The organism is Pseudoalteromonas sp. S1650 (genome assembly GCF_005887195.1).
In the GTDB taxonomy this organism is placed as follows: domain Bacteria; phylum Pseudomonadota; class Gammaproteobacteria; order Enterobacterales; family Alteromonadaceae; genus Pseudoalteromonas; species Pseudoalteromonas simplex.
Window position 1 is genome coordinate 80,023 of sequence record NZ_PNDF01000019.1, and the last position, 14,401, is coordinate 94,423.

10 protein-coding genes are annotated in these 14,401 nt (G+C 40.0%); 3 read left to right on the plus strand and 7 right to left on the minus strand.

Annotated features, from left to right (window positions below):
* Nucleotides 1-27 precede the first annotated feature (27 nt).
* The 3 genes from clpB to rluD form a co-directional block, all read right to left on the minus strand.
* A complete protein-coding gene (gene clpB / locus CWB80_RS05825) occupies nucleotides 28-2,604 on the minus strand; it encodes an ATP-dependent chaperone ClpB (RefSeq protein WP_138601533.1) in 2,577 nt (858 codons plus the stop codon).
* Nucleotides 2,605-2,713: 109 nt separating this feature from the next.
* Nucleotides 2,714-3,436 carry a peptidoglycan editing factor PgeF gene (pgeF, locus tag CWB80_RS05830; protein WP_138601530.1) on the minus strand — a complete coding sequence of 241 codons (723 nt, stop codon included), beginning with the start codon at nucleotides 3,434-3,436 and terminating at the stop codon, nucleotides 2,714-2,716.
* A gap of 5 nt (nucleotides 3,437-3,441) precedes the next feature.
* Complete coding sequence (rluD, locus tag CWB80_RS05835) at nucleotides 3,442-4,419, minus strand: 23S rRNA pseudouridine(1911/1915/1917) synthase RluD (protein ID WP_138601527.1); 978 nt, start codon at nucleotides 4,417-4,419, stop codon at nucleotides 3,442-3,444.
* 129 nt (nucleotides 4,420-4,548) lie between these two features.
* Between rluD and CWB80_RS05840 the strand changes: the two genes are divergently transcribed.
* Nucleotides 4,549-5,307, plus strand: a complete 759-nt coding sequence (locus CWB80_RS05840; protein WP_054551747.1) for an outer membrane protein assembly factor BamD — start codon at nucleotides 4,549-4,551, stop codon at nucleotides 5,305-5,307.
* A gap of 96 nt (nucleotides 5,308-5,403) precedes the next feature.
* Here the strand turns inward: CWB80_RS05840 and CWB80_RS05845 are convergent, their stop codons facing one another.
* Entirely contained in the window at nucleotides 5,404-5,742 is a 339-nt protein-coding gene (locus CWB80_RS05845) for a P-II family nitrogen regulator (protein WP_054551748.1), read from the minus strand.
* Nucleotides 5,743-5,880: 138 nt separating this feature from the next.
* Between CWB80_RS05845 and CWB80_RS05850 the strand changes: the two genes are divergently transcribed.
* Nucleotides 5,881-6,429, plus strand: coding sequence for a GspH/FimT family pseudopilin (locus CWB80_RS05850; RefSeq protein ID WP_138601524.1), 549 nt, complete (start codon nucleotides 5,881-5,883; stop codon nucleotides 6,427-6,429).
* 125 nt (nucleotides 6,430-6,554) lie between these two features.
* Nucleotides 6,555-7,028 (plus strand): GspH/FimT family pseudopilin, encoded by a 474-nt coding sequence (locus CWB80_RS05855; RefSeq protein WP_171041493.1) that lies wholly within the window; start codon nucleotides 6,555-6,557, stop codon nucleotides 7,026-7,028.
* Between the two features lie 2 nt (nucleotides 7,029-7,030).
* Here CWB80_RS05855 and CWB80_RS05860 read toward each other — a convergent pair whose 3' ends face one another.
* From CWB80_RS05860 to CWB80_RS05870, 3 genes are all read right to left on the minus strand, one after another.
* Nucleotides 7,031-7,456 carry a type IV pilin protein gene (locus CWB80_RS05860; RefSeq protein ID WP_138601518.1) on the minus strand — a complete coding sequence of 142 codons (426 nt, stop codon included), beginning with the start codon at nucleotides 7,454-7,456 and terminating at the stop codon, nucleotides 7,031-7,033.
* Between the two features lie 108 nt (nucleotides 7,457-7,564).
* A complete protein-coding gene (locus tag CWB80_RS05865) occupies nucleotides 7,565-10,750 on the minus strand; it encodes a pilus assembly protein (protein ID WP_138601515.1) in 3,186 nt (1,061 codons plus the stop codon).
* Nucleotides 10,751-11,263: 513 nt separating this feature from the next.
* Nucleotides 11,264-14,389, minus strand: a complete 3,126-nt coding sequence (locus CWB80_RS05870; RefSeq protein ID WP_138601512.1) for a PilC/PilY family type IV pilus protein — start codon at nucleotides 14,387-14,389, stop codon at nucleotides 11,264-11,266.
* Nucleotides 14,390-14,401: the final 12 nt, after the last annotated feature.

Consider the following 14,401-nt stretch of genomic DNA (forward strand, 5'->3'; position numbering starts at 1 on the left):
TGATGCGGCTTTTATTTTTTAGGCAAATTAGCGACTCGAGAAAACAAGTCCATTCTCATCAGCATCAATATGGATGATGGCACCTGGTTGGTAATCCCCACCTAATAATCGCTGTGCTAATGGGTTTTCAATGGTATGTTGAATAGCACGTTTTAAAGGCCTTGCCCCATAGACTGGATCAAAACCACTTTCAGCGATGCGGTCTAAAGCTGCATCTGTAACTTCAAGAATGTAGCCTTTTTCAGTTAATCGCTCACGTAGCTTACTTAACTGAATATCAGCAATTTCTTTAATATGCTCATTAGCAAGTGGGTGGAATACCACAGTTTCGTCGATGCGGTTAATAAACTCAGGGCGGAACTGGCTCACCAATACACCCATCACTTTTTCTTTTAACCCGGCATAATCATTTGAACCTGCTTGCTCTTGGATTATATCTGAGCCCAAGTTAGAGGTCATGATGATCACCGTATTTTTAAAATCAACGGTGCGGCCCTGACCATCTGTTAAGCGGCCATCATCAAGCACTTGCAGTAAGATGTTAAATACATCAGGGTGCGCTTTTTCGACCTCATCCAATAAAATGACTGAATACGGACGACGGCGTACAGCTTCAGTTAAATAGCCGCCCTCTTCATAGCCAACATAACCCGGAGGTGCACCGACTAAACGTGCCACCGAATGTTTCTCCATAAACTCCGACATATCAATGCGCACCATGGCATCTTCAGTGTCAAACATAAAGCTGGCTAGCGCTTTTGTCAGCTCAGTTTTACCCACCCCTGTTGGGCCTAAGAATAGAAATGAACCGATTGGGCGATTTGGATCAGCAAGCCCAGCGCGAGAGCGACGAATTGCATTCGCAACAGCGACAACGGCTTCATCTTGACCAATCACTTTGTGATGTAATTGATCTTCCATTTGCAGTAGTTTTTCACGTTCACCTTGCAGCATTTTCGATACCGGAATGCCTGTCCAGCGCGATAAAATCTCCGCAATTTCGTCTTCACCTACTTGGTTTTTAAGCAAGCTCATTTCTTGCATTTCAGCTTGCGAAGCAAGGTCGAGTTTACGCTCAAGCTCAGGTATACGACCATATTGTAGTTCAGACATGCGCTGTAAATCACTAGCACGACGTGCCACTTCTAAATCAAGGCGCGCTTGCTCAAGCTCAGCTTTAATAACTTGCGTGCCTTGCAATGAGGCCTTCTCGGCATTCCACACTTCGTCTAGCTCGCGGTATTGTGCTTCAAGTTCAGTGATCAGCTCTTGCATTTCGGTGCGGCGCTTTTGACTCGCTTCGTCTTTTTCTTTCGCCAGCGCATTGTCTTCCAGTTTTAACTGAATAATACGACGTTCTAGCTTATCTAAAGACTCAGGTTTTGAGTCAATTTGCAAACGAATTGAAGAACCCGCTTCGTCAATTAAATCTATTGCCTTATCTGGTAATTGGCGATCGCTGATGTAACGGTGCGACAACTGCGCCGCAGCAACAATAGCCGGATCGGTAATATCAACTGAGTGATGCAGCTCATAACGCTCTTTTAAACCACGTAAAATCGCAATGGTGTCTTCAACCGATGGTTCATCAACAAACACTTTTTGGAAACGACGCTCAAGTGCCGCATCTTTTTCGATGTATTGACGATACTCATCAAGGGTTGTGGCACCCACGCAATGTAACTCACCACGGGCAAGTGCAGGCTTTAACATATTACCCGCATCCATTGCACCGTCTGTTTTACCTGCGCCTACCATAGTATGAATTTCATCAATAAAAAGGATGACTTGACCTTCTTCTTTGGCAAGTTCATTCAATACTGATTTTAAACGCTCTTCAAATTCACCACGGTATTTAGCACCCGCAACCAAAGCACCTAAATCAAGCGATAATACTCGCTTGTTTTTTAAGCCTTCAGGTACTTCTCCATTGATAATTCGTTGCGCAAGGCCTTCGGCAATTGCCGTTTTACCTACCCCCGGCTCACCAATTAACACCGGATTATTTTTAGTACGGCGTTGTAATACTTGGATAGTACGACGAATTTCGTCATCACGGCCAATAACGGGGTCAAGCTTACCTTGCTCTGCTCGCTCAGTTAAATCGATAGTGAATTTTTTTAATGCCTGACGAGTTTCTTCAGCATTTGGATCTTCTACTTTTTGGCCGCCACGAATGGCTTCAATTGCAGATTCAATCTTGCTAGAAGTAATATTCAGCGCTTTAAAAATCTCGCCTAAAGGGCCTTTATCATCACACGCGGCAAGGACAAATAACTCACTCGAAATGAATTTATCTTTTCGTTTTTGAGCGTATTTATCACATAAGTTAATTAACGAAATCAGGTTATTTGACAGCTGAACATCGCCACCAATACCTTCAACTTTAAACAGTTTCTCGATTTCTTGAGATAACTTGGTATTTAACTCATCAGCACTCACACCTGCTTGTGCAAGTAATGCACGCACGCTTGAACCATTTTGCTGAAGCAATGAATACATTAAATGCACAGGCTCAATAAATTGATGATCGCGCCCAAGTGCTAATGACTGCGCATCTGAAAGCGCAGATTGAAATTTACTTGTAAATCTATCTAAACGCATAAGGGTTTACCTATTAAAAAATCTAATTGCTTAATTAATGGGTATGCTTAGTGATTTGTTCAAGTAAAAGAAGAAAATTTAATCGTATAAAATGCGTATAAAATGCGTATTAATTGCGCCAGATCAAGCTAGCCATTCGGCCTGTTTGTCCGTCGCGGCGATAAGAGAAAAACTGTGATTTATCAGTGACAGTACAGTACTCACCACCATATATTTTAACCACGCCTAATTGTGCCAGTTGCTGACGTGCCAGTAAGTAGATATCAGCCATGTATTTTTCATGTTTGGCTGTAAAGGCTTGTTGATGCACAGGGTTTTGTAAGCAAAAGCTATCTTTAACGTCTTGCCCGACTTCAAATTGCGAAGGACCAATAGCGGGGCCTAACCAAGCAATAATATCGTTTGCTGGCGCTTGAAAATGCGAAACCGTGTTTGCCAATATAGCTTGCGCTAAACCACGCCAGCCACCATGAACAGCAGCGACTTCTTCGCCTGAACTCGAGCAAAGTAATACCGGCAAACAGTCTGCAGTCATTATAGCAAGCGGCTGCTTTACTAAACGGGTGTAAAGCGCATCAGCAGCGCGTACTTGGCTTAAGTCAGACTTTTCATCAATCACGATTACATCACTGCTATGTGTTTGGTTTAACCACACAGCAGGATTCGGCAGCTGATTTGTAAGTAAGGCGCGATTTGCAAGCACGGCTTGCTCATCATCACCAACATGTAAACCCACATTAAAACTATCAAAGGGTGCAACTGAAACACCGCCCTGTCGGATGGTGCTCAGTGCGCTAACTGTGTTTGGGGCTGTCCATGCTGGTGTGATCATAACGCTTAAAACTCGATATTTGGGTTTGCTTTAGTATCAGCGCGTAATGCTTCTGTCATTGCAGCCATATCATCTGGAATTGGCGCTTGCCAAGTCATTAGCTCACCCGTAATTGGGTGTGCAATTGATAGCTTAACAGCATGTAATGCTTGGCGTTTAAAGTCGCGTAGCATTTGAAACAGCTCAGGTGTAGCACCTTTTGGCGGACGCGGACGACCACCATACAGTTGATCGCCAACTAATGGATGATTTAAATAAGCCATGTGTACACGGATTTGGTGAGTACGGCCTGTTTCTAGACGTAACCGTAAGCGTGTATGTGCACGGAATTTTTCTGCAACACGATAATGCGTAACCGCTGGTTTGCCCATTTCATGCACGGCCATGTGAGTACGCTTTGTCGCATGACGACCAATTGGTTTTTCAACCATGCCACCAGCAGTCATTGTGCCATTACAAATTGCTTCGTATTCACGAGTGAAGTTTTCACGCTTTTGTAAAGCAGACACTAAATGTGTTTGTGCCGGAATAGTTTTCGCCACTACCATTAAACCTGTGGTGTCTTTATCTAGACGATGCACAATACCCGCACGAGGCACATTCATGATGTCTGGGTAATGGTGTAGCAAAGCATTTAATACCGTGCCATCTGGGTTACCCGCACCTGGATGAACGACTAATCCCATTGGTTTATTAATTACCAAAATATCATCGTCTTCATAAACGATGTTTAATTTGATATTTTGTGCCTCATATTCACGAGGGGCTTCGATGGTTGTTTCTACACTCACCATTTCGCCACCGAGTAGTTTTTCGCGCGGTGTGTTTAATATTTCACCGTTTACAGTGATTTTATCATCCAAAATCCACGTTTTTATACGTGATCGAGAATAATCAGGGAACAATTGCGCTAATACTTGGTCTAGACGTTTACCGCCAAGGTCAATTGGAACCTCGGCTTGGAGAGAAATTTGCTCTGACATTAGTAACTTTACCCAATTTACCAGTGCAAGCTGTGCTCGACTGGGTTAGAATCGCTTTAATATAATACGTATAGTTTACTCGGTTTTCCTCACTTGGCCTAGCCGAAGACATCGAAGGTAAGAAATAAAATGATAAATAAAATAGGGAAACGTGCGTTCGCCATAGTTTTTTCAGTATCTGTACTTGGCTTAGGTGCCTGTTCATCAGCACCCGATCAAGAAGATATCCAACGCGTTCCTAATAAATCTGCGCAAGCTTTATATGAAGATGCAAAACAAACATTAGATTCTGGCTTATATGCGCGTGCAATTGAGCTATTAAGTGCGATTGATTCTCGCTACCCTTTTGGTCCTTTATCAAAACAAGTACAAATGGACTTAGTGTATGCGCATTATCAAGCAGGTAATACTGAGCAAGCACTCGCAACAATCGACCGTTTTATTCGCTTAAACCCAAACCACAAAGATTTAGATTACATGTACTACATGCGTGGCTTGGTAAACATCAAAGCCGATGAAAACGCATTCCAAGAATATTTTGGTGTAGACCGTGCTGACAGGGATGCAAACCGCACTCGTGTTGCGTTTACTGATTTATCGACGCTTTTAAAGCGTTTTCCTAACAGTGCTTATGCACCAGAAGCAAAAAAGCGTTTAGTATGGTTACTTAATAAAATGGCGCGCTACGAGTTAAAAGTTGCAGAATACTACTATGAGCGAGAGGCGTACCTTGCTGCAGCAAACCGTGGTAAATACGTAGTTGAACACTACTCACAGAGCAGCTACCTTGATCAAGCACTTGAGATCATGGAAAAAAGCTACAACAAACTTGGCTTACCTGAACTAAGTGAACACGCTAAAGCAACACGTGAAGCTAATAAGCGTTAAAAATAACTAAAAGCAAAAAAGGCGCCTAAGGCGCCTTTTTTAATGTTTGCGATCAAATATACCCAAACCAGCTCAAGGTGCGAGTTTCAGTTGGAATTAAATAGCGTCTTCATCTTCTTCAGCGGTACGAATACGTACAACACGCTCAACGTCAGTTACAAAGATTTTACCGTCACCAATTTTACCTGTTTGCGATGTTTTAACGATCACATCGATAGCACGGTCAACATCTTCGTCGCTTAATACGATATCTAGTTTTACCTTAGGTAAAAAGTCCACCATGTACTCAGCACCGCGATAAAGCTCGGTGTGTCCTTTTTGACGGCCAAAGCCTTTCACTTCGCTTACCGTCATCCCTGTGATGCCCACATCTGATAATGCTTCGCGCACATCATCAAGCTTAAATGGTTTAATAATTGCTTCGATTTTTTTCATTTTCGGGTTACTTATTATTTCTCGATTGCCTCGATTTTAGACAATCCCATTGCTGATGGCAAACAAAGCTATGAATTACGGTGATTAAATCAGCAATCATGATATTATTAAACAAAGTGATTCAAAATAGAGACAACAATGAAATCATTGCAACAGGGTTTTACATTATTGGAGTTAATGGTCACGATTGCTATTGTAGGTATTATTGCAACTATTGCGATCTGGGATAGCTCAGACCTACTAGAAAATGATAGAGCGGAAAGCTATTTGCAAGAGCTTAAACGCAATTTAAGTTTTGCCAGAGCAAAAGCTACTACTAGCGATGCTATTGTGGTTGTTTGTAGTGGAAACACGTCAAGAATTGAAAGAAATAGACGAGTCCCATGCTTAAACGATTGGAGTCAAGGTACTGTATTCGTCTTTTTCGATTCGAATCAAAATGGCGTTTATAACCCAAGAGTTGGCGATATCATTTTAAGAGTTATGGAAGAAATACCTGATAATAGTAAGTTAGCATTTTCAGGGGATCGCTCTTTAATGTTTGATACCAGCGGTATGCTCACTTCAAACGCAGGAAAATTCACTTACTGCCCTTCTAAAGCTAATGATGATAACAATAAACAACTTGAGATTTTAAAATCTGGTACTGCTTTATATCGCGGCAGTACGACAGATGGCTGTAATTAATGTGCTAAAATTGACAACCCCTCTACTGAGCATATAGTTAAAATAACAGTCATTATTGGGAGTCTTCAAGGATGAGGACATTACATTTTATACGCTGTTGTAAAGGCGCTACTCTCATAGAAAGCATGGTTTTAATAGCGATTTTATCCTTGCTGTTGCATTTTGCGTTATTTGAATTCAAGCCAATACTAGCAAAAAACCGACTAGACAACCGAGTCCATGAAATTAAAAGAGCATTGCACTTTGCTCGATTAAAAGCACAATCTAGTGGAAGTCGTGTTACCTTCTGTGCGCTCAACAATAATCGCTGCGAAAAGAAACTTTGGCATAAATCGCTTACCGTATTTGTTGATAGAGGAAACATTGGTATCTTTGAGAATAGCGATACTATTTTGCTTGAGCTTGAAGCAATTAACTCACTGGATATGTTTACTTATCCCCGCAACTCGGTAACCTTTGGACCAAGTGGTATACCTATGGCACTGAATAACGGCACGTTTTTATATTGTCCTGAGTATAAAAAAGAAAGCCTCAAAGGGCTTTCTATAACAATTAGTCCAATCGGCAGGGCCAGAGTAATTGATACTGATAAGTGTTGAGGCTACTTGCCCCAACACGTACTCGAATCAGCAGAGCCTTCAGACTTTTTGAGACCTGTATCTGTGATTATTAACTTTGTGCATTCTGTATCCTTTAGAGGTGGCCCTGATTCAGCAGTAGCCTCAAATTCGAAGGTACCCGCATTATTATCAACACTCGCCTTTAGCTTATAAAAATTGTTTTCTGTTCTCTCAGCGACACCAAGATCTCCTAGAGAAGTCGTGTATTCACGATTATCTACAAAATATTGCTCTTGTTTATTTGCTGCATCAAGCAAAGCAGTGATCCCCTCTGTTCTCGCTGTTCGCTTAACATGTTCAAAATAGTTTGGAATAGCAATGCTCGCGATAATCCCTAAAATTGCCACAGCAATCATAAGCTCTATTAAAGTAAAGCCCTTTTCACTAGTGTTTTGTATTTCATTCATTTTTTATAACCTTACAATCTGCTGAATCCAAACACGATTTCATCATAGGTTTAACACCTACTCAAAGCAACTGACAAGTCACTTATTTATAGCCGTGTTGCAATTAGGCTATTTTGAGCCATCATTAACTTCTCTTTTATAGATAAAGGTTTGTTGAGTTTTAAAGCCAAAACCAATAGGAACAGCGTCACTAACAAGCTTAATTTTACCGTCTTCAACTGTTATACCTGGACCTAAGATTTCTTGAACCTTAAATGGGTTTTCTTGCCCCTTAATACCAGGCCCAATTGTTAGAAATTGACTTAACTCTTCGACTTTTTCTTCAGTATCTTTAATGACATCTGGATTGTCAGGATCAGGTAAGTCATCACAATAGCCATTATTATTATTATCAACACAACTATTCCCCACGCCAAAATACAACTGAGGTGTGTCCGGAACATCATTGGAAGTAGTAAATTTCAGGCTATCGTAAACCTTTGTGCCATAGTGTAAATGAAAGGCATATACGCTTCCTGAGCCACCAGTTAACGAGCACTGGTTAGTTGTCTCGGTTGCAGAAGCAGGGGTATAGCTTGTGAAATAGGCAACCCCCCCTATAACTGTACTCGCAGCAAGTGATTTTTCTCCCACTGACGGAAGGTTATAATACCAGCCTTTATAGGCTCCAAGTTCAACTTCTAGCTTGGTAAATTTATCGACATTATCAAGCGCATTACCAAATGGATCTGAGTCCATATTCATTAAATCAGATTGAGTAATTACCTTGGGTACGTCACTACCTACAAAAGATTGAGTAACTGTATTAATATCTCGAATCATGAAAAGTTGATCCTTAGTTACTGTTGAAGTTGGCTTTGAACGATTACCACTGCCAACTAAAACTGCATCAAAGGGTGTATCTCGTCGAGAAAATATTTTTTTCCCATTAATAGTTGTTTCTGTGACCTTGCTGAACATAGTTCTTGCTATCAGCGGTTTGTAGAAAAAACGCCTATCTTGCGTACTCAAAGAACTGCCCAAACTTGCAAGTTTGAAGTGAGTCCAAGGACTATCAGAGCTATTTGGTTTTTCACTCGGCATATCTATTCGCCAAATATCACCACCTGTGTCAGTTGCATATAAACGGTCAACAAAGCCATCATAATCCGAATCAAGAACACTAACATCAGCCGCAATACTGTGCTTACCTTTAAAACCGTTTTCGGTTGGAGTTAGTGCCCAAATTTTATTTCCTGTTTGCGCATCAACAATATAGATCCCGCGGCCTTCGTTATCATCTGTTCGGATCACGTTATCCTTGTTAGTATCGTAACCCGCACCAAAAATCAATACAGGGCGTTTTTTATAGCCTTCCATATTAATATAGGTAACCGTAGGCTTAGACCAAGTTTGACCTAACTCTTTGAAGTCACCGGAACCACCTTCAATAGGTTGATTCCACAGTAAACTTGGTGAGTCGGGGTTTGTAATATCTAAGCCATAGTAATAATTACCACCACGCCTCAAACCAAAAAATGCCCAAACACGATCACTTCCATTTACCACACCATCATTATTTTTGTCATCGAAAAATACAGATATTGGACCATCAACACCATATACTTTAGTGTTCGCTTGATTCTCTCGTAGCGGCTTAATTATTTTGTACAAGCTACTTGGAATAAATGCCCAACTTTCTTTAAGAACGTCCTTTTTATCTTGGAAAAAGTGTAAAAAGCCTGCATTTGTACCAATTAAAATGCGAATGTCATCATTACCATAATCAATTGTAACGGGTTTAGAATGTAGCGGATCACCGAAAATATCTTGTCGCTGGTCCACTGATGAAGAATCTCCATCCTCGTTATCAACATCTATCCCGCGCGCCCAATCAATTGTTTTTTGTAATTGTGACTTATCAACCCCAAACAACTTCGCGGCTTTTTCATCGCCACCTAAGGCACTCGAAACATTTGCTTTTGTAAAATCTACTAGACTAGACTTACCCGCGTCTGTGTATAACTTTCGCGATGCTAGTTTAGTTAAATGTAGATTTACGCCACCACGTTGCACTGTATTTCCATCAGCTTCTTCATTAGTTGGTAGCCAGAACGTTCTCGCTTTATTAGAAATCAAACCATCTTCATTAAGTGCTGATTTACCTGTTGAATCAACAATTTGATCACCAGACACTTTTAATTTTTTCAAATTTCCACGCCAACGCGCACCCGTTTCAGGGTAAAACATAGCGTAGTAAATCGATTCGCGGCTACGGGTTTGATCAACATTGTTACTCGCGATTGACGGTGAAGTGAAACTATCATTTACTTCACGGATTTGGGTGATTGTATTTTTCAATGCCTCGGATAATTGCTCTGACGTATTCGCATGCAGGTACTGGCCACCGCCTAATCGAGCAGTTTCCGAAAGTAGAGTTTTACCGTTATTACTCATCCCACTACCAAAGCCGATGGTATATACACGCCCTGTTTCATGGATATCCGTTGTGGTTGGCCTTAAGTCGACTTCAACATCATCAGTGCCATGTATGATCTGAGCTAACTTGTGTAGAAGAACCCCTGCAATTTTATCTGAGTTATAAAGATAGGTCCCAAAATGAGAGTAAAAAAGATTGCTAATATTTCCATCTTGTTGATTATCTGAACCTGCAGAAGGGTCACCATCGGTCATATAAATAATATTGACCGAGTTATCACAACGCTTAACTTCTTCGGAGTTATCAAATGGAGAAATATAGGTATAGTCGTATTTTGGATTCCACCGATTACCTGTCTGTTTCCTTTTCTCAATTGACGTATCTCTGAGCGCTTCATTAACTTTTTCACCGTAAAAAACATTTTGTCCTGTAATATAAAGATATGCTTCCCAGAGGGTTTCTGTTAGAGGGGTCCCCCCATTTGCAGGTAAGGCGGCAATTGTTTGTTTTAAGAAGGAACTAGACGAACCTATCCCAGATAATACATAACCACCATCAGTACTATTAAAGCGCATCAAGCCAAAGTCAATATCGTCATTACCTTCAACTAAGCTTGTTATAGCACTTTGTGCAACACCTAACCGACTATCAGAACAAAGGATATAGCCTGAATAATTACTGTAACCACAGCTGTTACCAGTCGATGTTGAGAAGGCCATACTTCCAGAAGTATCGAATACAATTAATACGCGAGGTTTCTCATCGAGATCAACATTATGATTTACATAAAGCTCTATATCTTCTGCTGAACTAGAAAAGCTTACCGCAGCAAAGGCACAAAGAAGTATCCTGTTTACTGTTTTACTAATTTTCATTACTTCTCCCGTCACCTTAACGCTATTAATTTAGCGATTAGCTTTGTTATTGCCGAACTTCTGCTTTGTGATTTTCTGCAGCAGTTGAAAACCTTAACAGTGCGATAAATTACAACACCCCTATGTTTGAGTTGCTGCAATACTTATACAGAACCATAAAAAAGCTAAAAAGCATTTTATAAAATTCAAACACACTATAATTATTATAATAAAAAGATACTACTATTCCACACTTTTCTTATCTAAATTAATAATAAAAAAAATAATTAGATCATAAAAGAGAAATAAGAAGAAAAGACCGGAAAAAATAATCCTGAATGGGTTGGTAAAACAGTGGGAATAAAAATAAAAGTATAAAATAAACAGAAACTTAATAGAGAATAGAAACATTAATTTAATATAGAAAAACACTGACAATGAGTTCAGCCAAGTTAAGCTTATAAAACGGGTGACTGAGAAAATAAATACTCAAAAACTCATAAAGCCAGTGTTCAAAAAAGGATGTTATTTAATCTAATAACTTCTGTCGTTCTCTTCTTTTTTATATATGTAAGTTTGTTGAACTTTAAAACCAAGAGGTTCATCACTCACTAATTTTATTTCTCCATTTTCAATAGTTAAACCGGGTCCATTTACCCCTTTGACTTTAAATGGGCTTTCTTCACCTACGATTTTGGGCCCAACAGTCATAAATTGGCTTATCTTTATTTGCTCAATTTCACCTTCGTAGTCATCACAATAACCATTGCCGTTTGTATCTTTACAGCTGTCAGTTTCGCCAAAAAAGAGTTTTGGGGTGTCTGGTACATCTGTGCCTGTCTTAAACTTCAAGTTATCATATATTTTTGTACCGTAATGAAGATGAAATGCGTATAGGCTTCCGACACCACTTACAACCTCACATTCATTTACCTTATCTTCTAATGAAGGAGGAGTATAACTTGTAAAATAAGCAACCCCACCAATCACAGTACTAGCTGCCAGAGACTTTTCACCTGCAGACTGAAGATTGTAATACCAGCCTTTAAACTGGGCTAACTCAACCTCAAGTTTGACAAATTCATCAACCTTATCAAGTACTTTCCCGAAAGGGTCTGAATTAACATTCATTAAATCAGCTTGTGTAATATGATCAGGTGCATTACCGATGAAAGACTGTGTAACAGTGTTTTCATCTCGAATCATAAATAATTGATCGTTAGTTTCTAAAGATGTCGGTTTTGCTCGGTTACCACTACCAATTAACACTGCATCAAAAGGAGTATCCACACGTGCCGTAATTACTTTACCATTAATCTTTGTTTTTGAGACTTTGCTAAACACACTTCGTGCAATAGTTGAGTTATAAAAGAAACGTCTATCTTGGCTCTTACCCTCACCACCTAGGCTCGCAAATTTAAAGTGGGTCCAAGGTTGCTTTGCATCCTTCGGGTTGTCAGATGGCAAGTCAACACGCCAAACATCTCCTCCAGTGTCAGTAGCGTATAACCTGTCAATAAAGCCATCATAATCTGAATCTAACAGACTGATATCTGAGGCAATACTGTGTTTACCCTTGAATCCATTTTCTGATGGCGTTAAAGCCCACACTTTATTACCCGTTTCAGCATCAACGATATAAATGCCCCGCCCTTTAGTATCGTTACTACGATTCGAGTTATCTTTATTGTGGTCATAACCTGCACCAAAAACTAACAGTGGGCGATCTCTATAACCTTTTATGTCAATATACGTTACTGAAGGCTTAGACCAAGTTTGTGCTAACTCTTTAAAGTCTCCTTGCCCACCAACTATTGGCCCTTTCCACATCAATTTAGGTGAATTTGGCTTTGTAATATCCAAGCCATAATACTCAGTTCCACCTCGTCTTAGACCAAAAAACACCCAAACTCTGTCAGCGCCATTTACAACTCCATCATTATTTCCATCATCAAAGAAAACCGACATAGACCCATCTATACCGTAAACTTTAGCCCCTTCTTTATTATCTCGAAGAGGTTTAATAATTTTATACAAGCTTCGGGGTATAAAGGCCCAGCTTTCCTTGAGTACATCATTTTTATCCTGAAACATATGCAAATAGCCTGCATTGGTTCCAATCAAAATACGTACGTCATCGTTGCCATAATCGATTGTTGTTGGCTTTGAGTGAAGCGGATCTCCAAAGATATTTGGACGGGTATCATCGGTTGAACCATCACTATTTTCATCATCCACATCGCGGCCTCTAGACCAGTCAATAAGATCAAACACTTCATCTGGATCAGACTCAAAATCCTCTGCAGCTTTAAAACGATTTCCGTAATGGATAATGACCCTATAGTCAGTGAATGGAAGCATTCGACCACCAGAGACATTTGTCAAAACCTTCCTGTCTTTATTCGGTATGCTTGATTGTTGAGATAAATATGAATTGACTCCTCCATATTCAACAGCATTGCCGTCAGCTTCACCACTACCGTCTGGCCAAAAGGTGTGAGCATCTTTGTTTATTTGCCCATTTTCATCTAGTGCTAGATTACCTTTAAAATCAACGATAGTATCACCCGATACTTTTAATTTTTTCAGATTGCCGCGCCAGCGTGCGCTGGTACTTGGGTAAAACATTGTGTAGTATAATGAATCTCTACTACGTGTTTGATCTGCGTTATTCGAAGCCACCGAAGGGGACGTAAAAGTTCCAGCTTCAGCCCTAAGACCATTAAATGTTTGCTCTAAAGAATCAGCTAATTCTTTTGGGTTTTCTGCTTTGAAGTAGCTTCCCCCCCCTTCATTCGCGGTCTTTTTTAGTAATGCTTCACCTCTTTCTAAAAGCCCATTACCAAAACCTATTGTATTGATAAATACCTTGTCTTTAATCTTCGCCGTTTTTGGAAATATGTCTATATCCACATCATCTGTGCCATGCATAACTTTAGCAAGGGCTGCTAAGTAGCTGTTTGCATTGTAATCATCAAGGATAGGCGTTGCGGGCTTTCCAAAAAATTGCCGGTGCAACAAATCTATTTCATTATTTCTAGCATCATCAAAGTAAGGGGAACCATCGGTAATAATTAAAACATTCACACTGTTATCACAACGTTCATCTTTTGTGAGTCTAGAGTCAAAAGGAGAAAGATATTTTTTACCAATTTCTGCCGAAGTATCGCGCAACGAAGGATCTATAACGCTTGCAAAATCAACTTTTTGCCCAGTTAGGTACATGTATGTTTCCCACAATGTTTCAGTAATAGGCGTGGAACCACCAGCAAACGTATCGCTTATAATTGATTTTAACTTACTATGCTCTGTGCCAACTTTGGCTCTAAAATACCCACCTTGATTTGGCGCAAATCTCACAAACCCGTAATCAAGGTCAGGGTTATTATTTATTGTTTTTATGATTGTATCTTTTGCTACCTTCATCCGGCTGTCAGGACATGGAAACCAATAACCATCGGTCGGGTGAAAACATTTGTCTCCTGTATTAGCAGATTGCATCATGCTTCCAGATGTATCTAAAATAAATATTACACGACCCTTTTCTGTAAGGTCTTTATCGTAATTAACATACAGCTCTGTATCATCGGCATAGCTTTTGCCATCCAAAAATAGAGAGCAAACAACTGAAAGACAAAGTAATAAATTTAAGCTTTTCATAGCGACCTCCTT

Excerpts from the sequence above, each read along its gene's own strand:
- pgeF (WP_138601530.1), bottom strand. The coding sequence starts at position 3,436 with ATGATCACACCAGCATGGACAGCCCCAAACACAGTTAGCGCACTGAGC.
- CWB80_RS05860 (WP_138601518.1), bottom strand. The coding sequence starts at position 7,456 with ATGAATGAAATACAAAACACTAGTGAAAAGGGCTTTACTTTAATAGAG.
- CWB80_RS05855 (WP_171041493.1), top strand. The coding sequence starts at position 6,555 with ATGGTTTTAATAGCGATTTTATCCTTGCTGTTGCATTTTGCGTTATTT.
- CWB80_RS05865 (WP_138601515.1), bottom strand. The coding sequence starts at position 10,750 with ATGAAAATTAGTAAAACAGTAAACAGGATACTTCTTTGTGCCTTTGCT.
- CWB80_RS05845 (WP_054551748.1), bottom strand. The coding sequence starts at position 5,742 with ATGAAAAAAATCGAAGCAATTATTAAACCATTTAAGCTTGATGATGTG.
- rluD (WP_138601527.1), bottom strand. The coding sequence starts at position 4,419 with ATGTCAGAGCAAATTTCTCTCCAAGCCGAGGTTCCAATTGACCTTGGC.
- CWB80_RS05870 (WP_138601512.1), bottom strand. The coding sequence starts at position 14,389 with ATGAAAAGCTTAAATTTATTACTTTGTCTTTCAGTTGTTTGCTCTCTA.
- CWB80_RS05840 (WP_054551747.1), top strand. The coding sequence starts at position 4,549 with ATGATAAATAAAATAGGGAAACGTGCGTTCGCCATAGTTTTTTCAGTA.
- clpB (WP_138601533.1), bottom strand. The coding sequence starts at position 2,604 with ATGCGTTTAGATAGATTTACAAGTAAATTTCAATCTGCGCTTTCAGAT.
- CWB80_RS05850 (WP_138601524.1), top strand. The coding sequence starts at position 5,881 with ATGAAATCATTGCAACAGGGTTTTACATTATTGGAGTTAATGGTCACG.